At 67.9% G+C, this 23,120-nt stretch carries 21 protein-coding genes and 1 tRNA gene; 12 read left to right on the top strand and 10 right to left on the bottom strand.

The window, feature by feature from the left end:
* Positions 1–8 precede the first annotated feature (8 nt).
* Complete coding sequence (locus ITJ49_RS14635) at positions 9–1,112, bottom strand: tRNA (adenine-N1)-methyltransferase (RefSeq protein WP_194606328.1); 1,104 nt, start codon at positions 1,110–1,112, stop codon at positions 9–11.
* Positions 1,109–1,828, bottom strand: coding sequence for an HAD family hydrolase (locus ITJ49_RS14640; protein ID WP_370544540.1), 720 nt, complete (start codon positions 1,826–1,828; stop codon positions 1,109–1,111). The genes ITJ49_RS14635 and ITJ49_RS14640 overlap by 4 nt, the downstream gene beginning before the upstream one ends.
* Positions 1,829–1,955: 127 nt before the next feature.
* Here ITJ49_RS14640 and ITJ49_RS14645 point away from each other — a divergent pair, with 127 nt between their 5' ends.
* On the top strand, positions 1,956–2,876 hold the full coding sequence (locus ITJ49_RS14645) for a proteasome assembly chaperone family protein (protein ID WP_123943759.1): 921 nt from the start codon (positions 1,956–1,958) through the stop codon (positions 2,874–2,876).
* A gap of 54 nt (positions 2,877–2,930) precedes the next feature.
* On the opposite strand, the gene ITJ49_RS14650 is transcribed toward ITJ49_RS14645, so the two are convergent.
* Genes ITJ49_RS14650 through ITJ49_RS14665 form a run of 4 tightly spaced genes read right to left on the bottom strand, consistent with a single transcriptional unit; the run spans position 2,931 to position 6,932 of the window.
* Positions 2,931–3,509, bottom strand: a complete 579-nt coding sequence (locus ITJ49_RS14650) for an AAA family ATPase (protein WP_194606329.1) — start codon at positions 3,507–3,509, stop codon at positions 2,931–2,933.
* 15 nt (positions 3,510–3,524) lie between these two features.
* Positions 3,525–4,763 carry a cysteine--1-D-myo-inosityl 2-amino-2-deoxy-alpha-D-glucopyranoside ligase gene (gene mshC, locus ITJ49_RS14655; RefSeq protein WP_194606330.1) on the bottom strand — a complete coding sequence of 413 codons (1,239 nt, stop codon included), beginning with the start codon at positions 4,761–4,763 and terminating at the stop codon, positions 3,525–3,527.
* On the bottom strand, positions 4,763–5,602 hold the full coding sequence (locus tag ITJ49_RS14660; protein ID WP_055957644.1) for an undecaprenyl-diphosphate phosphatase: 840 nt from the start codon (positions 5,600–5,602) through the stop codon (positions 4,763–4,765). The genes mshC and ITJ49_RS14660 overlap by 1 nt, the downstream gene beginning before the upstream one ends.
* A 16-nt stretch (positions 5,603–5,618) precedes the next feature.
* The gene (locus ITJ49_RS14665; RefSeq protein ID WP_194606331.1) at positions 5,619–6,932 is read right to left on the bottom strand and encodes a M20/M25/M40 family metallo-hydrolase; all 1,314 of its coding nucleotides are present in this window, start codon (positions 6,930–6,932) and stop codon (positions 5,619–5,621) included.
* An 85-nt stretch (positions 6,933–7,017) separates the two neighbouring features.
* On the opposite strand from ITJ49_RS14665, the gene ITJ49_RS14670 reads away from it, so the two are divergent.
* The 10 genes from ITJ49_RS14670 to ITJ49_RS14715 all read left to right on the top strand — a co-directional run bounded on the left by ITJ49_RS14670 (position 7,018) and on the right by ITJ49_RS14715 (position 16,869).
* Positions 7,018–7,101: transfer RNA gene (locus tag ITJ49_RS14670), tRNA-Leu, on the top strand.
* A gap of 138 nt (positions 7,102–7,239) precedes the next feature.
* Entirely contained in the window at positions 7,240–8,217 is a 978-nt protein-coding gene (locus ITJ49_RS14675; protein ID WP_194606332.1) for an aldo/keto reductase, read from the top strand.
* A gap of 78 nt (positions 8,218–8,295) precedes the next feature.
* A complete protein-coding gene (locus tag ITJ49_RS14680; protein WP_055957653.1) occupies positions 8,296–8,559 on the top strand; it encodes a hypothetical protein in 264 nt (87 codons plus the stop codon).
* 34 nt (positions 8,560–8,593) lie between these two features.
* The gene (locus ITJ49_RS14685; protein WP_194606333.1) at positions 8,594–9,919 is read left to right on the top strand and encodes an NAD(P)/FAD-dependent oxidoreductase; all 1,326 of its coding nucleotides are present in this window, start codon (positions 8,594–8,596) and stop codon (positions 9,917–9,919) included.
* Positions 9,920–10,798: 879 nt separating this feature from the next.
* Positions 10,799–12,358, top strand: a complete 1,560-nt coding sequence (locus tag ITJ49_RS14690; protein WP_194606334.1) for a sugar transferase — start codon at positions 10,799–10,801, stop codon at positions 12,356–12,358.
* Positions 12,358–13,575, top strand: a complete 1,218-nt coding sequence (locus tag ITJ49_RS14695) for a glycosyltransferase (RefSeq protein ID WP_194606335.1) — start codon at positions 12,358–12,360, stop codon at positions 13,573–13,575. Before ITJ49_RS14690 ends, ITJ49_RS14695 begins: the two co-directional genes overlap by 1 nt.
* A complete protein-coding gene (locus ITJ49_RS14700) occupies positions 13,572–14,339 on the top strand; it encodes a CDP-alcohol phosphatidyltransferase family protein (protein ID WP_194606336.1) in 768 nt (255 codons plus the stop codon). The genes ITJ49_RS14695 and ITJ49_RS14700 overlap by 4 nt, the downstream gene beginning before the upstream one ends.
* Positions 14,336–15,478, top strand: a complete 1,143-nt coding sequence (locus tag ITJ49_RS14705; protein WP_194606337.1) for an archaellin/type IV pilin N-terminal domain-containing protein — start codon at positions 14,336–14,338, stop codon at positions 15,476–15,478. Before ITJ49_RS14700 ends, ITJ49_RS14705 begins: the two co-directional genes overlap by 4 nt.
* 2 nt (positions 15,479–15,480) lie before the next feature.
* A complete protein-coding gene (locus ITJ49_RS14710) occupies positions 15,481–15,918 on the top strand; it encodes an adenylyltransferase/cytidyltransferase family protein (protein WP_055961801.1) in 438 nt (145 codons plus the stop codon).
* A 159-nt stretch (positions 15,919–16,077) separates the two neighbouring features.
* On the top strand, positions 16,078–16,869 hold the full coding sequence (locus ITJ49_RS14715) for a hypothetical protein (RefSeq protein ID WP_194606338.1): 792 nt from the start codon (positions 16,078–16,080) through the stop codon (positions 16,867–16,869).
* Between the two features lie 57 nt (positions 16,870–16,926).
* Here the strand turns inward: ITJ49_RS14715 and ITJ49_RS14720 are convergent, their stop codons facing one another.
* From ITJ49_RS14720 to ITJ49_RS14735, 4 genes are all read right to left on the bottom strand, one after another.
* Entirely contained in the window at positions 16,927–17,133 is a 207-nt protein-coding gene (locus ITJ49_RS14720; protein WP_194606339.1) for a hypothetical protein, read from the bottom strand.
* Positions 17,134–17,507: 374 nt separating this feature from the next.
* On the bottom strand, positions 17,508–19,286 hold the full coding sequence (locus tag ITJ49_RS14725) for a DEAD/DEAH box helicase (RefSeq protein ID WP_194606379.1): 1,779 nt from the start codon (positions 19,284–19,286) through the stop codon (positions 17,508–17,510).
* A gap of 249 nt (positions 19,287–19,535) precedes the next feature.
* On the bottom strand, positions 19,536–20,849 hold the full coding sequence (dinB, locus tag ITJ49_RS14730) for a DNA polymerase IV (RefSeq protein WP_194606340.1): 1,314 nt from the start codon (positions 20,847–20,849) through the stop codon (positions 19,536–19,538).
* 183 nt (positions 20,850–21,032) lie between these two features.
* Positions 21,033–22,196 (bottom strand): acyl-CoA dehydrogenase family protein, encoded by a 1,164-nt coding sequence (locus ITJ49_RS14735; RefSeq protein ID WP_194606341.1) that lies wholly within the window; start codon positions 22,194–22,196, stop codon positions 21,033–21,035.
* A 22-nt stretch (positions 22,197–22,218) separates the two neighbouring features.
* On the opposite strand from ITJ49_RS14735, the gene ITJ49_RS14740 reads away from it, so the two are divergent.
* Entirely contained in the window at positions 22,219–23,019 is an 801-nt protein-coding gene (locus ITJ49_RS14740; protein WP_055957681.1) for an SGNH/GDSL hydrolase family protein, read from the top strand.
* Positions 23,020–23,120 lie beyond the last annotated feature (101 nt).

The following is a 23,120-nucleotide window of genomic DNA, read 5'->3' on the forward strand; positions in this document are numbered from 1 at the left end:
CTGCACGGTCAGTCCTGTTCGGTTGTGGTGGACGGAGTCGGGAGGTCGGTGCCGGGCGCGGGAGCCTCGGATCCTTCGCTTGCGGGCCGGATCGCATCGGCGCCGGCGACGGCCTTGGCCGCGGCGTCCTGAGCCTGCCTCGCAGTCTTGCGAAGCTTCTTCGCTGTGGCCGAACGCTCGCCGAGAGCCCCGGGAGTCCAGAGCTCGACATCTTCTTCGGAGTAGTCGGACTTCGACGCGCGGCGCTTCAGCTGCGGGAGGACGGCACCCGGGGCGAGACGACGGGCCGTCAACAGAAAGCCGGTGTGCGCGATCATGCGGTGGTCAGGCCGAACGGCCAGGCCCTCGACGTGCCAGGACCGCACGAGCGTCTCGGAGGAGTCGGGTTCGGTGAAGCCGCCGAAGTGACGGAACGCCTCGGCCGTCCGGGAGAGCTGGGTGACGGTGGCCACGTAGCAGACCACCAGACCGCCGGGCTTGAGGGCCGTCGCGACCGCCTCGACGTTCTCCCACGGGGCGAGCATGTCGAGCACCACGCGGTCGGCTGTTCCGGCCTCGACCACGCGGGGCAGTTCTTCTAGCAGATCGCCGACCGTGACCGACCAGTTGCTGGGCGTGGCGCCGACGAAGCTCGTGACGTTGCCCCTAGCGACGTCGGCGAACTCTTCGCGGCGCTCGAACGACGCGAGGCGACCCTCGGGGCCGATGGCGCGCAGCAGGGAAAGCGACAGGGCACCCGAGCCCACCCCCGCCTCCACGACGGTGGCTCCGGGGAAAATGTCGGCGAACGTGACGATCATCGCCGCGTCTTTCGGGTAGACGATCGCGGCGCCCCGGGGCATCGACATGACGAAGTCGGCGAGGAGCGGCCGGAGAGCGAGGTATTCGTCGCCGGTCGTGCTGATGAGCACCGAGCCGTCGGGCAGGTCGACGACGTCGTCGTGTCGGATGATGCCGCGGTGCGTGTGGAATTCGCCGCCGGGGGTCAACGTAATGGTGTGCATGCGGCCCTTGGGCCCGGTCAGCTGCACCTTGTCGCCCCAGAGGAACGGCCCGCTCTGCCGACGGAACTGGGCGTCCGCCTGCGAGGTGTCGGTCTGGTGGTCGGTCATGAGTCGCCTTCCGGGAGTGCGTCGAGCCCGCGGGCAGAGTCAAGGATCCGCGAGAGCTCGCTTAGCGAGACGTCACTCAGCGAGTGCCGGTGCGTGAACCCGCCGTCCTGCGGTAACGGCGCATGATGCTCGACTCCGATCGTCGCAGCGCCCGAGGCCATCGCCGCAGCGAGGCCGGTGGGGCTGTCTTCGATCGCGACGCAGTGCCGCGGGTCGACGCCGAGCTTCGCGGCCGCGGTGAGGTACGCCTCGGGGTGCGGCTTGCCGTGCTCGACTTCGTCACCGGCGACGACGAGGTCAAAGGCGGGGAAGTCGATGATCTCGACGATCTCGACGGCCATCCGCCGGAACGACATGGTCACGAGAGCCGTCGGGACGCCGGCGTCGCGCAGCTCGCGGAGGAGCTCGCGCGCACCCGGACGCCACGGCACGTGGACCCGGACCCGCTCGAGCACATCGTCCGTCATCCGGTCGATGATCTCTTGGGCCGTGAGGTCGACGCCGTGATCTTGGAGCACCTTGGCGGAGTGCCAGAGGCTCGAGCCGATCAGCGAGTCGCCGTCTTCCTGGCTCCAGACACCGTTGTGCTCGGCGACGAGAGCGACCTGCGACTCCTGCCAGTACGGCTCGGTGTCGACGAGCGTGCCGTCCATGTCCCACAGGACGGCGGCCGGGATGATCTCGGCGCGGAGGCGCTCTGCAGTCGAATCGGTCACGACAGGCGAGTCTAGAGCAGGGCGGTGACGCCGACGGGAGGTCCGGGACCGGGCCGCTGCTGCTAACGGCTATCGTGGAGAGCTGACGCGGAGGGCCGAACGAGGGTCTCCGCAGTAAAGGAGTCCGGTGTCGCCATCGTCACGATTCGCTGAGGGTCGACTGCTCGTCGTCGCCTTCGAAGGCTGGAACGACGCCGGCGAAGCCGCCAGCAACGTTGCCAGGTCGCTCGTCGACACCCTCGAGATGACGACGCTCGCCGAGCTCGACGGTGAGGCATACATCGACTACCAGTTCAATCGTCCGCAGGCCTCGCATGACGATGACGGCAGCGCCAGCCTCATCTGGCCGCGAATCCAGCTGCACGGCACGCCTCAGGTCGTCTCCCCCGTGATCGACATCTCCGGCGTCCTCGACACCGCCGACGGTCCTGCCGACGGGGGTCTCTTCGTGTTGCTCGGCGCCGAGCCCTCGCGCAGCTGGCGCAGCTTCGCCGCCGAGATCGTCGACCTGGTCGACGTGCACGACATCACGGGTGTGGTCTTTCTCGGCGCGATGCTCGCCGATGTGCCCCACACCCGACCCATCTCGATCTTCGTCGGCAGCGAGAACGCCGACGTCCGTCAAGAGTTCGACGTCGAGCGCTCCACCTACGAGGGGCCCGTCGGTATCCTCTCCGTACTCGGGCACGCCCTCGAGGCAGCGTCGATCCCGACCCTGTCCATCTGGGCGTCTGTGCCGCACTACGTGCACAACGCCCCCTCCCCCAAGGCCTCCCTCGCGATCCTCGACAAGGTCGCCGAGATCACCGGTGTGGTCATCCCCCGAGACGAGCTCGTCGACGAGGCATCGGCCTGGGAATCCGGCATCGACGCGCTCGCAGCCGACGACGAAGACATGGCCGGCTACATCGAGCAGCTTGAACAGGCGCGCGACACGGTCGACTCCCCCGAGGCCAGCGGTGAGGCGATCGCGCAGGAGTTCGAGCAGTACCTCCGCAAGCGCGACGGTAAAAGCGGCGACGAGCCCTGGCGTCCGCCCGCGGTGTGACACCGCGCATCGATGGCGCGGTAGTCAGCGACCCGCCGTGAGGGCAGGCCGGACCTACGAGTCGAGCTGGTCGGCCCGGTGGGTGCCGGCCGCGAAGACGAACTGCTCCACCTCATGCCGCGAGCGGAGGCGAATCACCTGCAGGTGCGGGTGCGACCGCGCGAGTCGGTCACCGAGGTCGCGGTATTTGCGGCGGGTGCGAACGGACCAGCGGATGATGTGCTCCGGGTCGGTGAGGATCGCGCTGAGGGGGCCCTCGATGTTGCCGTTCCAGAGCGGCTGCCGCCGGATCCTGCGCGTCAGAGTGCGACGAACCACCCGGGCGAAGACCAGCCGATAGGGCAGGTCGAGCCACACCAGCGTGTCGGCGCGCTCGGCCAGCGGCGCGCGAGCGGATTCGTACTGCCACTCGGTGATCCACCGGTCGCCGCTGGTGAACGCATCGACGTCGGCGACGAATTCCTCGCGCGGTGTCCAGTTCGGGCCGTGGAAGAGCGCGTCGAGTTCGACGTAGTCGAGGCCAAGGATCCGGGCGAGGCGCCTCGCGAGAGTCGATTTGCCGGCCCCCGACACGCCTGCCACCAGCACTCGGCGTGGGCTCGTGGTGAGGGCGTCGAGGGGCCCGAGCGTCATGCCGAGAACCCGCTGTCAGGCCGAGACACGGATGCCGAGAAGAGCATCGACAGCCTCCACGTCGATCGATGACGGCGCCTCGCCGGACGCCACCGCGCGTTCGACCGCCGCGATGGCACCGGGCGTGTCGAGGTCGTCGGAGAGATGACGGCGCAGTTCGGTGAGGAGCGGTGTGACCTCAGCGCCATCGACGGCTCGCTCCGCCCACCGCTGCCACTCGGCGAGGCGTGCGACGGCCGTGAGGAGCGAGTCGTCGAACCACTCCCAGTCACTTCGGTAGTGGTGGTCGAGCAGCGCGAGCCGGATGGCACGGGCGTCGACTCCCGAGGCCACGAGCTGAGAGACCTTGACGAGGTTGCCTAGCGACTTCGACATCTTCTCGCCCTGATACGCGACCATGCCCGAGTGGGCGTAGTGCGAGGCGAACGTCTCACCGGTCAGTGCCGTGCCGTGGGCCGCGCTCATCTCGTGGTGCGGAAAAATGAGGTCGGAGCCGCCGCCGTTCACCGACACCGGCAGAGCCAGGTGGTCGAGGGCGATCACCGAGCACTCGATGTGCCAGCCGGGGCGTCCGTCGCCGACGGCGCTCGCCCACGAGGGCTCGCCGTCGCGGGCAGAACGCCACAGCAGCGGGTCGAGGATTGCGTGCTTGCCGGGTCGCTCGGGGTCTCCCCCGCGCTCGGAGAAGAACCGCAGCATGTCGCCCGCGCCGAGACGGCTTTCGAGACCGAGATGCCACGCCGTCTCGGATCCTGCCCTGTCGACATCGAAGTAGACGTCGTCACCCGCGGTCGAGTCGGGTGTGTCGACCCGGTAGGCGAAGCCGTCGGCCAGGAGCTTCGCGACGGCCTCGCCGATGGGCTCGATGACGTCGGTGACTGCCACGAAGTGGTCGGGCGGGCTCACACGGAGGTGCTCCATGTCGGAGCGGAACAGGTCGGTCTGCGAGGCGGCGAGCTCACGCCAGTCGACGCCGGTGGCCGTCGCGCGTTCGAGCAGCGGGTCGTCGACGTCGGTCGTATTCTGCGCGTAGACGACCTCGACGCCCGCATCGCGCCAGACCCGCCCGAGCGTGTCGAAGGCGAGGTACGTGTTGGCGTGACCGAGGTGGGTGGCATCGTACGGGGTGATCCCGCAGACGTAGAGGCGACCACCGTCGGTGACGTGCCGCCCGCCGGTGGCGGTGTCGAAGAGGTCGGGCGCGGATCCTTCGCCCGGAAGAACCGGGATGACCGGGGCGTTCCAGGAGCGCATCAGCCGATGACCCCGACGCCGAGGAGGATGAACAGGACGATTCCGAGCAGGATCCGATAGATCACGAAGGGCAGGAAGCTCCGCTTCGAGATGTAGTTCATGAAGAAGGCGATGACGACGAAGCCGACCACGAACGAGACCACGGTCGCCGCGATGGTGGCGGGCCAGGTGAACTCGTTGGTGGCCCCGCCCGAAAGGGCCTGGTAGACCTCGAACAGCCCGGAGCCAAAGACGGCGGGGATTGCGAGGAGGAACGAGAAGCGGGCGGCCGCCGGACGGGTGTAGCCGAGTGCGAGACCGGCAGATGTCGTGGCGCCCGAGCGTGAGACGCCGGGCACCAGTGCGAGCACCTGCGCGATGCCGATCGCAATGCCGTGCCCCCACTTCATGTCTTCGAAGCGCGCGAGCTTCTTGCCGAAGATGTCGGCGGCGGCCAAGACCAGGCCGAAGACGATGAGCACGGTCGCGAGCAACCAGAGCGACCGGAACTCGTTCGCGATGAACTTCTGGGTGAGCACGCCCACGATGACGATGGGGAACGTGCCGATGATCACCAGCCAGCCCATCCGGACATCCTGGTCGCGCTTGTCGACCCGACCGAAGAGCGACCCGAACCACTTCGAGACGATGCGAGAGACGTCTTTCCAGAAGTAGATCAGCACCGCCAGCTCGGTGCCGAGCTGAATGATCGCGGTAAAAGCCGCGCCGGGATCGAACTCCTCGGCGCCGTGCGGGAAGAACAGCGCGACGAGGCGGATGTGACCGCTCGACGAAATGGGGAGGAACTCCGTGAGGCCCTGGACGAGGCCGAGAAGGAGTGCCTGAAGAAGGTGTTCCACGTGAGGAAGGAGCCTCTCAGTAGCTGGCGAGAAGGTCGCGGAGCACGCGACTGCCAAAGGTTAGCGCCTCGAGCGGCACTCGCTCGTCGACACCGTGGAACATGGCCGGGAAGTCCATTTCTTCGGGCAGGCGGAGCGGCGCGAAGCCGTAGCCCTTGATGCCGAGCAGGCTGAGGGCCTTGTTGTCGGTGCCGCCGCTGAGCAGGTAGGGCAAGACGGGGGCTCCCGGATCATGCCGCTCGAGCGTGGCCTTGATCGACTCGACGAGCGGGCCCGAGAACGGTGTCTCGAGGCCGATGTCGGTGTGCATGGTCACGATTTCGATGTCGTCGCCGATGAGTGCGCGCACCTGGGCCAGGACGTCTTCCTCTTCGCCAGGCATGCAGCGGATGTCGACGAGCGCCTCGGCCGTGTCGGGCACGACGTTGTGCTTGTAGCCCGCCGTCAGCATGGTCGGGTTCGTCGTGACTCGAAGGCTGCCCTTGATGAAGCCCGACGCCGTGCCCGTCTTCAGCACCAGCTCGTCGGGGCTCACCCGCTCGGGATCGACACCGAGGATCCGAGACACCTCGCGCAGCAGCCCGGACGTCGTCTCGGTCAGTGCGACGGGCCATTCCTGACGCCCCAGGATCGCCACGGCCTCGGCGAGTCGGGTGACCGCGTTGTTCGCGATCATCTGCGACCCGTGCCCCGCGGTGCCTCGAGCGATGAGCTTGATCCAGATGAGCGCCTTCTCGCCCGTCTGCAGCAGGTACGAGCGCTTGCCGTCGATGTACGTCGAGTAGCCGCCGACCTCGCTGATCGCCTCGCCCATGCCGTCGAAGAGCTCGGGGTGGTTCTTGACCAGGAAGTGCGACCCGAGCACTCCCCCGGCCTCCTCGTCGGCCAGGAATCCCAGCACGAGGTCACGCGCCGGGCGCTCGCCGGCACGCAGCAGGTCCCCGACAGCCGTCAGCATCATGGCATCCATGTTCTTCATGTCGACCGCGCCGCGGCCCCAGAGCATGCCGTCTTTGACGACGCCGCCGAACGGATCGACCGTCCAGTTCGCAGGATCCGCGGGAACGACATCGAGGTGACCGTGCACGACGAGCCCCGGCTTTGCCCGGTCGCGGCCCTCGACCCGCGCGATCACGCTGTGACGGCCGGGCTCGGATTCGAACGTCTCCGGCTTCAGGCCCAGGGCCTCGAGCTTCGCCGACACGTATTCGGCGGCATCGGACTCGCCATTGGACTTGCCCCCTCCGTAGTTGGAGGTGTCGAAACGGATGAGGTCGCGCGCGATCTCAGCCGTCTCGTCGAGCTGGGTGGTGTCGACGTGTTCGGTCATGCCGCAACGCTACCCGGAGGCGGGTGTCAAAACCGCCGCTCAGATCGTGCTAATGTCTTCGAGGCGGTTACGCCGCAACACACCGGTCCGGGTGGCGGAAATGGCAGACGCGCTAGCTTGAGGTGCTAGTGCCCTTACGGGCGTGGGGGTTCAAGTCCCCCTTCGGACACCCAACAAAACGAAAAAGGCTCTGCCCTCCAAAGGGGCAGGGCCTTTTTCGTTCGGGCGCCCCTGCGATGCTCCGCATCGCGATCGCGTCGCTCCGCTGGGGCACTTCGGGCAGCCAGGAGCGGCGTAGGGTCGGGCCATGGATTATGTGCGTCTCGGCAACAGCGGCCTCGAAGTCTCGGCGATCACCCTCGGAATGATGAGCTACGGCGATCCGGCCCGTGGCGGGCACTCCTGGAGTCTCCCCGAAGACCAGAGCCGCCCCTTCATCAAACAGGCACTCGAGGCCGGCATCACCACCTTCGACACCGCCAACGTCTACAGTGACGGCTCGAGCGAAGAGATCACCGGACGAGCGCTCGCCGACTTCGCCTCACGCGAGGAGGTCGTGATCGCGACCAAGGTGCACGGACGAATGCGCCCCGGCCCCGGAGGGCAGGGATTGTCGCGCGGATCGATCATGACCGAGGTCGACGCGTCGCTGAAGCGCCTCGGGACTGACTACATCGACCTCTACCAGATCCACCGCTACGACCCGAACACGCCCGTCGAAGAGACGATGGAGGCGCTGCACGACGTCGTGAAGGCCGGCAAGGCCCGCTACATCGGCGCGTCGAGCATGTGGGCGTGGCAGTTCGCCACCATGCAGCACGCGGCCGACCTCGGCGGCTGGACGCGATTCGTCTCGATGCAGGATCAGTACAACCTGATTCAGCGCGAGGAGGAGCGCGAGATGCTGCCCTACTGTCTGGACCAGGGGGTCGGCGTGCTGCCGTGGAGCCCTCTCGCCCGAGGCCGACTCACCCGCGACTTCGACGACACCACGACGCGCAGCGAGACGGATGCTTTCGGCAAGACTCTCTATCGCCAGCAGGAGGAGGCGGACCGCCGGGTCGCCGACGCCGTGAAAACGATCGCCGACGCCCGTGGTGTCTCCCGTGCGCAGGTGGCACTCGCCTGGGTCCGGCAGCAGGAGGCGGTGACGTCGCCGATCGTGGGGGCCACGAAGCCTCAGCACCTCGACGACGCGATCGCGTCCGTCGAGCTCCACCTCGACGACGACGAGCTCGTCGCACTTGAGGGGCCCTACGTCCCCCGTGCGCCCGAAGGTTTCTGACCTCCCGCCCCCGGAGGGTGCATACTCGACCCACCAGGGCGGTGACGGAGCCGCCCGGCACGACGAACGGAGCCGCCCGTGAGCGACGACAAGCACGACCACAACGAGGCCCAGGCCGCGCAGACCGGGGCCAAGCAGACGGACGCCGGAACAGATGCTCCCCTCAACGGTGGCGAGCACATCAAGGCGGGCTCGTACACGGGAACCCAGGAGGACGGCGTCGAGTACGACGGCGCTTTCACCGACAGCGAGATTCCCGAGGAAGCAACGAAGCCGGGCGAGACCGAGGCTGATCGTGCAGGCTTCGAGGGCAGCTACACCGAAAGCGACGGCGTCGAATAGCAACCACTGGTGACTCAGGAGTAGCGTCGTCGTCATGACAACACGAATCGTTATTCTGGGTGGTGGTTCGGCGGGTCTTCAGACCGCTCTGGCTCTTCAAAAGAAGCGACCTCCCCAGAGCGCGAGCATCACGGTGATCGACCCGAGCCCCTACATGACCTATCAGCCGTTCCTGCCCGAAGTGGCGGGCGGGCACATCGATCCCAAAGATGTGACGGTTCCGCTGCGCAAGACGCTTAAGCGCTCCAAATTCATTCAGGGGGCGATGTCGGGTATCGACACCGACTCCAAGAAGGTGACGGTCGACCTCGTCGACGGCCGCACCAGCGAGGTCGCCTACGACCACCTGGTCGTCGCCATCGGTGCGGTCACGCGAACGTTCCCGACGCCCGGGCTGGCTGAGAACGCCGTCGGTTTCAAGAGCGTCGAGGAAGCGTCGTACGTGCGGGCCCGGATCCTGGGCAACATCGAGAAGGCGGCCTCGACCACTGACCCGGCGGAACGGGCCAAGCTCCTGACAGTCGTCTTCGTCGGTGGCGGCTACACGGGCGTCGAGGCGATGGGCGAATTGCTCGACACCGCGAACTCCGCGGTCGACCAGTACCCGGTTCTCTCCCGGCACGAGGTGCGCTTCGTGCTCGTCGAAGCTCTCGACCGTGTCGCTCCCGAGGTCGGCCCCGAGCTGTCCAAGTGGACCCTGGGTGCACTCCGCGCCCGTGGCATCGACATCCGACTGAAGACCACGATGCCGTCATGCGAGAACGGCGATTGCGTGCTGAGCGACGGCGAGACGGTCCCCGCCGGCACGATTGTGTGGACGGCAGGCGTCAAGCCGAACCCAGCGCTCGACAGCACCACCCTGCCCCGCGGGCCCAAGGGTCACGTCAACGCCAACGCCAAGCTCGAGGTCGTCACCGACGAGGGCAAGCGCGTCGACGGGGTCTGGGCACTCGGCGACAACGCCCAGGTCCCGGACCTGACTGCCGCTAAGCAGCCGGCCTACTACCCGCCGAACGCGCAGAACGCCGTCCGTCAGGCTGTGACGGTCGCCGAGAACATCCTCGCGTCGATGGCCGGAGAGCCTCTCGTCGAATACCGTCATGAGTCGGTCGGAACCGTTGCGAGCTACGGCATCGGAAAGGGTGCGGCTCTCATTCAGGGCGTGCACCTGAAGAACCTGTTCGCGTGGCTGGCCCACCGCGGGTACCACCTGCTCGCCATGCCGACCTTCACGCGCAAGTGGCGCATCCTGACCGGATGGGTCACCAACCTCGTCGGTGGTCGCGACGAGACCACCCTGGAGAACATGAACGACCCGCGAGCGAACTTCGTCGCTCTCGCGGGTGGGGTGAAGAAGTAGCGTTTCATCTCGCCGAATATCGGGCCCCCGTCGCATTCGTCCGGCGGGGGCCCTTTCGTGTCCGAGGGGTGGCTCACGAGCGGTCAGTGCGCTTCGCGCAGGTGAACGGGCCGTGAACGCTGGAAGCCGAGACTTCACCCCCTCTCGCCCGTTCGGATCAGAATGGGGTACAGCGCTTGCGGTCATTCGGGAGGACGCGCACAACTTGCGTCGAAGAGATAATCGACGCCTGTTGTCTAATCCGTTCTTATCGGAACGGGACGGGGCGCCTGGATCCGCGTGCTGGTGGGCATCAGGTGTGCCTCATGCCGAACCAAACTGTTTCGTGCTTTGGTGTTGCGGTAAGGCCCCCCGGAGGGGGGTCCGGTCCCCCGAAGGCATCACCCGTTGGCGAGGCGGCGTCACCCGTTGGCGCGTACCTCGTGCGGGGGGCATGCGGTCCCCCGAAATGGGGGCATGTGGAGCGAGCGGTCGATGGCCTACCTTCGGGATATACCCGCTGAGGCCATGGGCTGACAACTGGAACCCATCCGCTTGTCATTTCCGTCCACGGTCCGCCGAGCTCCATCGCACGACACCCGAATCGCACCACACCCGATCACCGCCTCACCCGAACCCTTCCCGATCGTCGACGCGCACCGAACCTCGAGATCTTCCGTACCCGACGGGAGCTCGACGGATCGAAATCGCCGTCGTCACTCCGATACTCCGACAGGAACCCGATCTCTTGTCGAAGTACCGGATTCAGGCTGTGACCCGTACCCGAAATACGAGTCAGAGCTATTGCACCGCCTACCCGAATCCTGGATCCATGCTTACCCAGCCTCTTCTGCGTACGTTTTCGCGTACCCGCTTCCGTCCCGAATCGGAAGCGGCATCATGATCGGCATCAGCCGCGACGTCGGCGAACAACGCCGCCTGCCGTGGACCGCACCGGTCCGAAACCCCAGCGCAGGATGGACGGAATCCAGAGATCGAGTAGGCGGTGCCACAACCGGCATCGGCTGGGCGCTGCGATACCGCCGTCGACTCCTCGCCAGCGACGCGCTCGTGATCCTCGCCAGCGTCGTCACCGCCGCCGTCGTCGAGACCATCCGAGACGGGGTCGACCAGACCTTTGCCGGCCTTGCCGCCGCCGACGCGAAACCTCTCGTCGAGTTCATCGGCTACCCCGTCGGCATCGGTCTCCTCTGGGCTCTGTGCCTGGCGTTTCAGCGCACCCGCGACCTCTCGGTCGTCGGAACCGGAGCAGCCGAGTACAAGCGCGTGCTCAACGCCACGATCCTCGCCTTCGTGCTCATCGCCCTTGTCATCTCGATCACCGGCCATGAGTCGATGCGCGCCTACTTCTTCGTCGCCCTCCCCGGAGGCTCGGTCGGCCTCATCGCCTCGCGATTCCTCCTGCGCAAGTGGCTGATCCGCCAGCGCCAGCTCGGCAACTACCTCTCGCGAGCCATCGTCGTCGGTGGCCGCAGTGACGTCCGCTACGTGATCGATCGAATCGACGAGAAGCCGGGCGCCCTCTACGACGTCGTCGGAGCCGTCGTCGAAGACGAGGACGGCAGCGCCGTAGCCGCCGGGTCGCGGGTCGTTCCGATCGTCGCGTCGCTCGACGACGTATCGCGCGCCGTCTGGAAGATGAACGTCGAGAGCGTCATCGTCGCCGGCGACCCGCGTGCCGGCACCGACTACATCCGTGACCTCGGGTGGAGCCTCGAAGGCCGCGCCACCGAACTGGTGATCGCCTCTCGCCTGGCCAACATCGCCGGGCCCCGCATCCACTTCCGTCCCGTCGAGGGGCTCCCGCTGATGCACGTCGAGCTGCCCCAGTTCGACGGCCCGAAGCATGTCATGAAGCGTGCGACGGACGTCATTCTTGCCGGATTCGCGTCGCTTCTCCTGCTCCCCCTCATGCTGGTGATCGCCCTGGTGATCAAGAGCGAAGGATCCGGCCCGGTGCTCTTCAGGCAGGAGCGAGTGGGGCGTGACGGACGCCGCTTCACCATGCTCAAGTTCCGCACGATGGTCGTCGACGCCGAAGCTCGTCTCGCGGCTCTCGCCGAGCAGTCGGAGGGGAACGGCGTGCTCTTCAAGATGCGAGACGACCCCCGCGTCACCAGGGTGGGCCGGATCCTTCGGAAGTACTCCCTCGACGAGATCCCGCAGCTCTTCAACATCATCGGCGGAAGCATGAGCATCGTCGGGCCGCGTCCGCCGCTTCCTCGCGAGGTCGACGGCTACACCGACCACGTGCACCGCCGTCTCTACATCAAGCCCGGCCTCACCGGCATGTGGCAGGTAAACGGCCGCAGCGACCTCAGCTGGGAGGAGAGCGTCCGGCTCGATCTGTACTACGTCGAGAACTGGTCGATGACCGTCGACTTCGTGCTGATGTGGCGCACCGTGAAAGTGATTCTGCGGCCGAACGGGGCGTACTGATGACTCCCGACGAAGCCGTGAACGAGACGGCCTCCGCCCTGCCCGGCGATGCGGGCGCGGCACGCCGCAGCGGGCGTCGCGGGCGGGTCCTCGTCGTGCACTCGTCTGACGAGCTGTACGGATCGGACCGCATCGTGCTCGAAGTGGTCGCGGAACTCGTGGCGGCCGACGAGCTCGACGTCACCGTGTGGCTACCGAGCGACGTCGCACCGGGCCCCCTCGGCCCGATGCTCCGCGAGCTCGGAGCCCGGGTCGAGCGGCACCCGCTGCCCATCCTGCGGCGGATGAAACTCAGCCCGGGCGGATTCCTCCGCCTCGGGCGCGACGCGGTGCGCACTCTGGCGAGGCTCCGCGGCCGTCACTTCGATCTCGTCTACTGCGCTACCAGCGCATGCTTGCCCGTCGCACCCCTCGCACGCCTCACGGGCGTCCGTCGAGTGGTCGGGCATCTCCAAGAACCATGGAGTGCGAAGGACCGGGTAGGTCTTCGTCCCCTGGCGAGTGCGTGCACGGCCCTCGTGGCTGTGTCGCACTCGGTCCTCGGCGCGTCGGGTCTCGCCGAGGACCCGCGGGCGGTGGTGGTTCACAACGGTGTTCCCCATCGCTCGCGTGAGCTTCCGACGGCTCCCCCGGAGCACCGTCGACCGCACTACGTCATCGCGAGCCGCTGGAACCCGCACAAGGGCCACGGCACCCTCCTTCGCGCATGGGACGCCGCTGGCTGCCCCGGCGAGCTGGTGATTCTAGGTGCTGTCCCCGCGGTGGGGCTCGGCATCGACGTCGCGGCCCTGGTCAAGAAGCACGTCTCCCGACCCGAGACGGTTCTCGTCGTGGGCGAGGTCGACGACGCGACCCCGTATCTGCAGGCGGCCGACGCCGTCGTGCTTCCGACCGACACCCTCGAGGGGTTCGGGCTGGTCACCGTGGAGGCCTTCAGCGAAGGGCGCCCCGTGATCGCCAGCCGGTCCGGAGGCCCCGAGGAGGTCATCGACGACGGCGTCACCGGTTGGCTGTTCGACCGCGAGGACGTCGACGGCCTGGCATCGCTCTTCCGCGACCTCGACGTCGCCACCCTCGGCGCAGCCGGCCGCCGAGCCGAAGCGGCCTACCACCGCGACTTCACGCCCGCCCGCATGCGTTCCCGCATCGCAGCGGTAGTCGACGGCGAGCTGGGCCGCCCCACCCGCATCACCACCGAATTGGCGGAGGCCTCATGACCACGACTGCTGTCCGCGAGACGTACGCCGACTCCCTCGCCCGCCTCGCCGGGGCCCAGAAGGGGTCGAGCGGCGCCCCCGCCTACTCGCGCTTCATCAACCGCCGTCTCGGTCGCTACCTCGCGGCGGCGGCCTATCAGATGGGCATGACGCCGAACCAGGTGACCGCCGTGAGCGCCCTGTTCACGTTCGCCGGCATCGCGGTGATCGCCTTCGTCCCCACCTCGATCGTCGTGGGCATCGTGGTGATGCTGCTCCTCGTGATCGGTTACGCACTCGACTCCGCCGACGGGCAGCTGGCCCGCCTTCGCGGTGGTGGCAGCCCGGCTGGTGAATGGCTCGACCACGTGATCGACGCCACCAAGATCGGCGTTCTCCACCTGGCCGTCTTTGGAAACTGGCTGCGCGAGCCCGACGGGCGCCACGCGGTGCTCGGCGTGCCGCTCGCCTACGCTGCCATCGCGGCGGTCGCGTTCTTCGCGATCGTCCTGACCGACCAGCTGCGCCGCGCCGAGCACGTCCGCACCGGGATCCCGACGCGCGGCAGTCGCTCGACGAGCACGCTGTACTCGCTGGCCGTCGTGCCCACCGACTACGGCCTCATGTGCCTGTCGTTCGTCCTCCTGGCGTGGCCTCTCGGATTCACCGTCGTGTACATCGCCTTCTTCGCCGCGAACACCCTGTACCTCGCGCTCGCCCTGCCCAAATGGTTCCGCGAGCTCAAGGGCCTCGGCGAGCTTCCTGATCGATCGGTCGCTCCGTGACACGCCGCGTAGCCCTTGCCGACGCCGTCGCTCAGCTCGGCCGACGGTGGATCCTCGTCGCCGCGTCGGCGCTGCTCGCTCTCGTCGCGGGCGTGGCCCTCGTCGAGGCGCTCGACGGACGCGACGATCGGGGACTCACGCCCATCGGCGCCCTCGTCATCCTCTTCGCGTTCCTCCTCGCCGGTGGAGCGCTCGGCCTCGCGGCAGGCATCGTCCTGACGCGACTTGAACCCCGTGTCACGACGGCCGACGATGTTCGTCGTGTCACGGGCCTTCCCGTTGTGGCGCAACTCCCGCGGGGTGTCGTTGACGCTGACGACCTCGCGATCCGTCCGACGTCGAGCCGCATGCGATCGGCGCTTCGCGAAGCCGTCATGAACGTCCGGTCGCTCGCTGGCGGCGAGTTGCCGTCGCGACTCGTGCTGGCCCGCGCCGATGATGTCGGCGAAGTCTCTGGGGTGGACGGCGGCTACGCGCGTGCCCTGCTGGAGAGTGGATTCCGCCCAGCCCTGGTTCAGGCCGACATCGAGTCACAGCTTCTCGCTCGACCGTCCACCGTCCGCGACACGGCCCTTGATGCGGCCGCCTATCCCGACGCCGCGGGCTACCAGCGGGTGCCGGTGCCGGATCTGGTCGCCTCGGCTCGCCCCGAGCGCCTCATCGGCCAGGTCGAGAACCTCTTCGGATCTCTCGGCGAGCGGTACGACGCGGTCGTCACGCTCGTCGCCAGCAATTCGCACCCGCTGCCGCTTCGAGCAGTGGCACCGCTCGCGGATGCCGTCGTGATCGTCGTCCGGTCGAACCGGACCACCGTCGAGGATCTCCTGGCGATGCACGGCGAACTCGTCGGGATGGGCGTCGAACCTCTCGGTGTGCTCATGACGAGCGTCGCGGGCCGCCACCGGATCGCCGTCCGGCGCGACTGGGCGGCGACGGACATCCGCGAGGCACGTGCGGGCAGGGGTCCGGTACTGCAGGCGGGCTCCGCGGATCCTGATCTCGATCTGGTCAGCGCTCCCCCGCGTTCGCGACTTTCCATTGCCGACCTTGCACGTCTCGCCGAAGAGCGAGAGGCATTCTCCGCTGTTTCTGACCCCTCGCGCGTCAAGCGCGACTCCCTTCGAAAGGACCGCTCGTGACCCTGAAACGACGCGTCGGCTACGCGGCCGGTGCCTACGACCTGTTCCACATCGGCCACCTCAATCTGCTTCGTCATGCCAAGACCCAGTGCGATTACCTGATTGCCGGTGTCGTCGCCGACGAGATGCTCGAACTCACCAAAGGCATCTCGCCCATGGTGCCGCTCGCCGAGCGCCTCGAGATCGTCAGCCACATCGACTTCGTCGACCTCGCCCACGCCGAGGTCGTCCCCGACAAGATGGACGTCTGGCGCGAGCTGCAGTTCGACGTCTTCTTCAAGGGTGACGACTGGCGCGGCACCGAGAAGGGGCTGAAGCTCGAGCGGGAGTTCGCCGAGGTCGGAGTCGAGGTCGTCTACTTCCCGTACACGATGTCGACGTCGTCGACCATTCTTCGTCGGGCCGTGTCGGCACTGGACGAGGGCTCGATCGCCCGATAGCGGTCGCGGTTTCTCCTGGGCTTGGTCTTGGTCTTGGTCTTGGTCTTGGTCTTGGTCTTTGTCTCGGTCTTGGTCTTCTCAGCTCGGTCCGGGCCGAGGATCCGACGGGGCTGTGGATAACGCCGGCGAGCCTCGCGGCATCTGCACGATGCTCTTCGCATGACAACGACCACTTCAACCGACGCCCCGTCCACCACCTGCCCCTGCCCGCCCTCGACCGAAGTGCTCGACTCGCATCGCGAGCTCCGCACTCGGGCCGACCTCGACGAACGCATCCGGCAACTCATCCCCTGCGCGACGCAACGTCAGCTCTGGCTCCTGCTCCTCGACGGCGACGACGTTCAGATGCCGGTCATGGTGCCCATCGGCGATCTCCCGCTCTGGGGCGGGTCCGACGTCAAGGGCGGTGCGGACGGGGAGGGGCTCATCGAGCTCCTCCGGTCGGTCAGCGATGAGTTCCACGCCGTGTCGTACGTTTTCGTGCTCGAACGGCCAGGCTCTGCCGCGCTTGACAGCGACGACGTCTCGTGGCTCGAGCACCTCCTGACCTGCGGCGATCGCGCCGGGTTCACGGTGCGGGCCGCCTACGTCTGCCACGAGTCCGGGCACGCGGGCTTCGAGGCGGGCGACATCGAGGCGCTCGTTCCCGGCGCCGAGCTTCCCCGCTACGAGACGCGGTGCGTGACCTGCCCGGTGTTGGCGACGGCCGAGGAGGCGAGGGCCGAGATCGCGCGGGAGGAGACGAGCCGGGGCGAGGCCGTGCCGGCGGGTGCGTCCGCGGGTGGCTCTGCGGTTGGCTCTGCTAGTACGTCTGCTTTAGCTGGTGCTTCTTCACGTGCGTCCGCGCGGGCGTCTTCGCAAGCGTCCAAACGGGCGTCTTCGCAAGCGTCCAAACGGGCGTCCGCACAAGCCGATGTCTCGGACTGGAGCGAGTCGGAGCGATGCTGGTGACGGGGTCTCGCGCGGGTGCCGTGGTTCGGCGTCTCGCCCTTCAGCGTGGTGCGGCGGCTACGAGTTGGCGCCGTCGAGGTGCCGCCACCAGGCGGTCTCGGCGTGGGCGGCCGAGGTGTAGACGCCGAGGTTTTCTTGGTCGCTTTCGGTGAGCGACCAACTCGTGAGTCGGTAGCCGGACGCGAACTCCTCGACGAGGGCTTCCGGCGGCGAATCGTCGTGGGCACGGACGAGCCAGCTTCCGGGGCCGGTTTCGTCGAGCACGCGTCGATTTTAGCCGGTGCCGGGTGGCGGCCTGGGCGGTGGGTAGTTAGTTGGCCGTCGGTTTTTGCCGGCTGCTGGCTACTCGTGGCCTCGGTACCGGCTGTTTGTTGCATCGCTAACCGAATCACGCATCACGAACCGATCTTTCGGTAAGCGACGCAGATTTCGGTTAGCGATGCGTAACCGCGAGGCGGGCTGCGGCTGGCAAGCGCCGCCGGCTCTGCTACCTGGCGCAATTAGTCGCGAATCGCGGGTTTAGTCGCGCTATAGCGCGACTAAGCCTGCGAAACGCGACTAGGCAGCCGCGAGCCGCGAGCCGCGAGCCGCGAGCCGCGAGCCGCGAGCCGCGAGCTGCAAGCCACCGCATCCGCGCGCTACTTGCGGTTGCCGATGCGGCCGCGGAGCACGTCGATGCGCTTCTGGATCTGCTCGGTGCTGGCCTGCGCCACCGACGGGCCTCCCGACACACGGCGGAGTTCAGCGTGGATGACCCCATGCGGCTCGTTAGAGTGGCGCGACCAGATCGACACGAGTCGGCTGAGCTCCTGGCGCTGCTCCTTGATGGTCAGGTAGAGAGGGCGCGCCTGCTCCTCGACCTGAGTCGGCAGGCCAGTCTTCGGCTGACGCTTGGAGCGGCCGGCCTGGGTCGCCTGGCGCTGCCGGAGCAGCTCTCGCACCTGGTCGGGCTCGAGCAGGCCGGGAAGACCGAGGAAGTCGAGTTCTTCGAGACTGCCGACCTCGCTGGCCGTGCCGAACTCGCCGCCGTCGTAGAGAACACGGTCGAAGTTCGCCTGGGCGTCGAGGGCTTCGAACGGTTGCTGCTCAAGAAGGCTCGATGCTTTCTCTTCGCGGTTGGCATCGGCGACCATGGCGTCTTCTTCAGAGGTGAAGATGCCATCGTCGGCGTTCGTGGGGCGGTCGAGAGCGTGGTCGCGTTCGAGTTCGAGCTGGCCAGCAAGTGCCATAAGCCCGGGCACGCTCGGAAGGAAGATCGAGGCGGTCTCACCGCGACGCCGTGCTCGGACGAAACGCCCGACGGCTTGGGCAAAGAAGAGAGGCGTCGAGGCCGACGTGGCGTACACGCCGACCGCGAGGCGAGGCACGTCGACGCCCTCCGACACCATGCGCACGGCGACCATCCAGCGAGAGTCGGAGGAAGAGAAGGCGCCGATGCGGTCGCTCGACGCTTTCTCGTCGGAGAGCACCACGGTCGGTCGCTCGCCCGTGATCTTGGCGAGGATCGCGGCGTAGGCACGAGCTGCGGTGGTGTCGGTGGCGATAACGAGCCCGCCCGCGTCGGCGACACCTCGGCGCACCTCGGTGAGTCGCTTATCGGCGGCCGAGAGGACGGACGCGATCCAGTCGCCCTGCGGCGAGAGGGCGGTGCGCCAGGCCTGAGCGGTGATGTCTTTAGTGACGTGCTCGCCGAGAGTGGCGCTCATCTCGTCGCCCATGCGTGTGCGCCAGCGCATGGCTCCGGCGTAGGCCATGAACAGCACGGGACGAACGACGCCGTCGGCCAGCGCGCGGCCGTAGCCGTACGAGTAGTCGGACTGCGAGGTACGGATGCCGTGCTCGTCGGGGGCGTACTGCACGAACGGGATCGGCGCGGTGTCGGAGCGGAAAGGGGTTCCGGTCAGCGAGAGTCGGCGTGTCGCTTTGCCGAAGGCCTCGCGGATGCCGTCACCCCAGGTAAGGGCATCGCCACCGTGGTGGACCTCATCGAGGATGACGAGCGTGCGCCCGGCTTCGGTGATGGCCTTGAGCACCTCAGGCTTCATGCCCACCTGCGCGTAGGTGATCGCGACGCCGTGATAGTGCCGGCCGAAGGTGACGTCGGCGTTCTTGAACATCGGATCGAGCCGAAGATTGACGCGATCGGCCGCATCGGCCCACTGTCGCTTCAGGTGCTCGGTCGGGGCCACGACGACGATCCGATCGACATCGCCGCGCGAGAGAAGCTCGGTGGCGAGGCGCAGAGCGAATGTCGTCTTGCCGGCTCCGGGGGTCGCGGCGGCGAGGAAGTCTCGGGGCTCAGCGGCGAAGTATTTCTCGAGAGCCTCGGCCTGCCACGCGCGGAGTTTGCCCGCGGTGCCCCAGGCGGCGCGCTCGGGGAATGCCGGCGACAGGTGCTCGGCAGCCGCCCGCCCGATTTCGGTGGGCTCAGGCTCAGTGGGCCCAGGATCGCTGCCCTGCGACGCGCTGCCCTGCGACGTGCTGCCCTTCGGCGCGCTGCCCTGCGGCGCGCTGCCCTGCGACCCGGTCGAGCTCGGCCCGGACGCGCGGGGTTCGATAGGGGCCGAGGCGCCGGGTTCGTCGAAGGTCGAGCCGCGGGGCTCGTCGGGGTCTGGTGCGGTGGCGATACTCACTTCTCTCCGATTTTAGTCGTCACCGGGAGCCGCCTATGACGCATCGGTAGCCGAGGCCCCTCGCTGGGCGGCGCCGTTGGTGTCGCGATCGCCGCGCGAGATGCGCTTGGTCGAGCCCCCGAGCAGGCTCGCGCTTGTGACGCTGCCGGGCCCGAAGCGAGCTCGGAGCGCGTCCATCGTGGTCTCAGCCTCGCGCCAGTCGGCATCGTCGTCCCACAGGCCGACGGCGCCGCCCGACGACCCCTCGAAGGCGAGCTGCTCCATGCGCACCCCCACGAGCCGGAGTGGCGTGGGGTGCCGCGAGAGCGAGCCGGCGTGCCCGCTCGTCTCGTACACTCCGCGGACCTCCTCGTAGATACGCCGCCCCAGGTCGGTCGGCTCGGCGAGCGTCTTGGAGCGGGTGATCGTCTCGAAGTCGCCGAAGCGCAGCTTGAGCACGACGGTTCGACCCGTCGCTCCGGCCGCGCGCAGCCGTCGGCCGACCTGGTCGCTCAACCGGAGGAGTTCGCTGCGAATGCGGTCGGCGTCGCCGACGTTCGACTCGAACGTGACCTCGTGGCCGACGCTCTTCTCTCCGCTCTCGGTCGTCACGTGCCGAGGATCGCGGCCCCAGGCGAGCTCGTGGATCTTCTGACCGCCCGCCGCTCCGATGGCCCTCACCAGCATGTCGAGAGGAGCCGACGCGACGTCGCCGATAGTGGCCAGCCCGTAGCCCCGGAGCACTTCTTCGGTGCGACCGCCGACGCCCCACAGCGCGCTGATCGGCCGAGGATGAAGAAATGCCAGGGTCTCGCGATGCGGCACCAGCAGCAGCCCGTCGGGCTTGGCGACGCTCGAGGCGAGTTTGGCGACGAATTTGGTCGAGGCGATACCGATGCTGCAGTGCAGACCCGTCTCGGCGTGCACCCGCTGGCGGAGTCGAGTCGCGATCTCGTACGGCGTGCCGAGCAGGCGCAGCGAACCGCGCACGTCGAGGAACGCTTCGTCTATTCCGAGTCGCTCGACCAAGGGGGTGACGTCGTCGAACATCGACATGACCTGCTGCGAGTAGTGCTTGTACCGCTCGAAATGCGGCTCCAGGATGATCGCCTGGGGGCACTTGCGAAGGGCGATCGCCATGGGCATGGCCGAATTGACGCCGTATTTACGGGCCTCGTACGTCGCGGCCGTGACGACTGAACGCTGGGATCGATGGCCGACGACGACCGGCAGGCCGCGAAGCTCCGGCCGCTCGAGAAGCTCGACCGACGCGAAGAAGGCGTCCATATCGACGTGGAAGATCGTCGCGGTCGCATCGTCAGTGGGCTCAGCCGTGACCTGACGCCCGCTGCCGTCTTGCTTGCTCATCGATCACCTCCGGGGGCAATCCTCACACGGGCCACTGACATCCGATCCTCGAACGGGGCCGCCTCGGATCCTGCGCCCGAATTTGAAGGAGAAACGCCTGCACGCCGACGACGACATGCCGATCGAGAGCCCCCGCGCTCCGGTTTCTCCTTCAAATTCGGCAGGGGGACGACAAGAACGAGCTCAGCCGACGGGCCCCAACCAGCGCGCCGCCACCGTCGCGTGAGCCGAGTCGCTCGACGACGGGTGGAATCGCCCTGCCAGCACGTCGCGATAGAGCCGCCCCAGTTCCGAAGTCGAGCGGAACGAGGATCCGCCGGCCACCGTCACGGCGCGGTCGACCACGCGGGCCGCCGTCTCGGTCGCCCGGACTTTCAGCCCGACGAGCTTCGGGAACCAGTCGGCGCCGTGGTCCACGAGCCCGTCGAGGTCGGCGGCGATCCGATCGACCTGGGGCTCGAGCCCGTCGAGGTCGATGGCGGAGTCGGCGATCCGCCACCGCACGACGGGGTCGCTCGACGTCGGGAGCCCGGTGCGGCGCGAGTCGCGGGCGAGGGCGGAGCCCACCGCGAGGTCGAGGGCGCGCCGGGCGATCCCGCGGTAGACAGCGGCGATCAGGGTCTCGAACGCCGCGAAGATGCCGAAGACGAACGGGTCGACGGAGGGGCCGACCGGAAGGATCCGCACCACCCGCGATGCGGCCACCGGGGCCTCGACCAATCGCGTCGTGTGGCTCTGCGTCGCCCTCATGCCGACGGTTTCCCAGTCGTCGAGCGATTCGTGGCCGCCGTCGGCGCGGCGGAGGAAGCCGTGGACGATCGAGGGCGCCGCCGGATCCTCGTCGTTTCGACCGAAGACGCCGAGCCTCGTCCAGACCGGAGAGAGCGAGGTGAAGATCTTGGTGCCGGTGAACGTGTATCCGCCGTCGCCGGTCGGGGTGGCCGTCGTCACCGAGTCGAAGAGCACGAGGTCGTTGCCGGGCTCGCTGACTCCGAACGCGAAGATCTCTCCGGCGGCCGCGTCGTCGAGCACGAGTCGCAGGGAGTCGTCGCCGCGGGCCGCGAGGAGTGCAGCGGTGACGGTCCAGACGAGGTGCATGTTGACCGCGAGTGCGGTCGCGGGCGCCGCGGTGGCGAGCCGGCTCTGGAGGGCGGCGATCGCTTCCACGCCGAGCCCGAGGCCGCCGAGTTCGCGCGGGACGGCCGCCTTGAGGTACCCCAGCGCGGCGAGCTCATCGAAGTCGTCGTGCGGAAACGCGTTGGCTTCGTCGTAGCCGGCCGCTCGCGCTCGGAATCGCTCGAGCAGGTCGTCGTCGAGAAGGGCAAAAGGATCCGCGATGGTCGCCATACGACAACGCTACGGTGGTTGCATGACACAAGCCCACCCGTGGTCCCGTTACGTCGCGATCGGCGACTCCTTCACCGAGGGAATCGGCGACCCGGATCCGGGGTCGACCGGTGGGCACCGAGGCTGGGCCGACCGTGTCGCAGAGGTGCTCGGGTCGACGGTCGACGACTTCGCGTACGCCAACCTCGCCATCCGCGGGCGGCTGCTGCAGCAGATCATCGACGAGCAGGCCCAGGCCGCGCTCGACCTCCGCCCCGACCTCATCACGGTCTCGGCCGGCGGCAACGACATCATCCGCCCCGGCACCGACCCCGATGAGGTCGCCTCCCGACTCGAGGGTCTCGTCGCGACGCTGTCATCTCAGGGGGCGACGGTCGTGCTCTTCAACGGGCCCGACATCGGGGCTACTCCCGTGCTCGGGCGCATCCGCGGCAAGGTCGCGATCTACAACGAGAACGTGCAGGCCATCGCTCTCCGGCACGACGCCGTAGTCGCGAATATGTGGGCTCTCCGCGAGCTCGCCGACAGCCGCATGTGGGCTCCCGACCGGCTGCACTTCTCTCCTCTCGGGCACCACCGGATCGCCCGGATGGTCCTGGCGTCGTTGGCTGTCGAGAACGATCTGCAGGAGTACGTGCTGCCGGATCCTGATCGTCGCCTGTGGCGGGAGGCGCGCCGCGAAGACATGGGGTGGGCACGCGAGTACCTGGTGCCGTGGGTGCTGCGCCGGGTGCGCCACCAGTCGTCGGGCGACGGGCTCGGACCGAAGCGGCCGGAGGCTGTCGCGGTGCTGTACCGCGAGAGCACGAACCGGGAGCAGTAGGCGCGAGCAGCCGCCACCGGCTGCGACCAGCGACCAGCCTTGCGACCTGACGAGTTTCGGCCAACCTCGTGCGCCGCGGCGCTGTGACATCGGCCGATCCG

The organism is Frondihabitans sp. VKM Ac-2883 (assembly GCF_015350875.1).
GTDB lineage: Bacteria > Actinomycetota > Actinomycetes > Actinomycetales > Microbacteriaceae > Frondihabitans.

Excerpts from the sequence above, each read along its gene's own strand:
- ITJ49_RS14635 (WP_194606328.1), bottom strand. The coding sequence starts at position 1,112 with ATGACCGACCACCAGACCGACACCTCGCAGGCGGACGCCCAGTTCCGT.
- ITJ49_RS14650 (WP_194606329.1), bottom strand. The coding sequence starts at position 3,509 with ATGACGCTCGGGCCCCTCGACGCCCTCACCACGAGCCCACGCCGAGTG.
- mshC (WP_194606330.1), bottom strand. The coding sequence starts at position 4,763 with ATGCGCTCCTGGAACGCCCCGGTCATCCCGGTTCTTCCGGGCGAAGGA.
- ITJ49_RS14665 (WP_194606331.1), bottom strand. The coding sequence starts at position 6,932 with ATGACCGAACACGTCGACACCACCCAGCTCGACGAGACGGCTGAGATC.
- ITJ49_RS14675 (WP_194606332.1), top strand. The coding sequence starts at position 7,240 with ATGGATTATGTGCGTCTCGGCAACAGCGGCCTCGAAGTCTCGGCGATC.
- ITJ49_RS14685 (WP_194606333.1), top strand. The coding sequence starts at position 8,594 with ATGACAACACGAATCGTTATTCTGGGTGGTGGTTCGGCGGGTCTTCAG.
- ITJ49_RS14690 (WP_194606334.1), top strand. The coding sequence starts at position 10,799 with ATGATCGGCATCAGCCGCGACGTCGGCGAACAACGCCGCCTGCCGTGG.
- ITJ49_RS14695 (WP_194606335.1), top strand. The coding sequence starts at position 12,358 with ATGACTCCCGACGAAGCCGTGAACGAGACGGCCTCCGCCCTGCCCGGC.
- ITJ49_RS14700 (WP_194606336.1), top strand. The coding sequence starts at position 13,572 with ATGACCACGACTGCTGTCCGCGAGACGTACGCCGACTCCCTCGCCCGC.
- ITJ49_RS14715 (WP_194606338.1), top strand. The coding sequence starts at position 16,078 with ATGACAACGACCACTTCAACCGACGCCCCGTCCACCACCTGCCCCTGC.
- dinB (WP_194606340.1), bottom strand. The coding sequence starts at position 20,849 with ATGAGCAAGCAAGACGGCAGCGGGCGTCAGGTCACGGCTGAGCCCACT.
- ITJ49_RS14735 (WP_194606341.1), bottom strand. The coding sequence starts at position 22,196 with ATGGCGACCATCGCGGATCCTTTTGCCCTTCTCGACGACGACCTGCTC.
- ITJ49_RS14740 (WP_055957681.1), top strand. The coding sequence starts at position 22,219 with ATGACACAAGCCCACCCGTGGTCCCGTTACGTCGCGATCGGCGACTCC.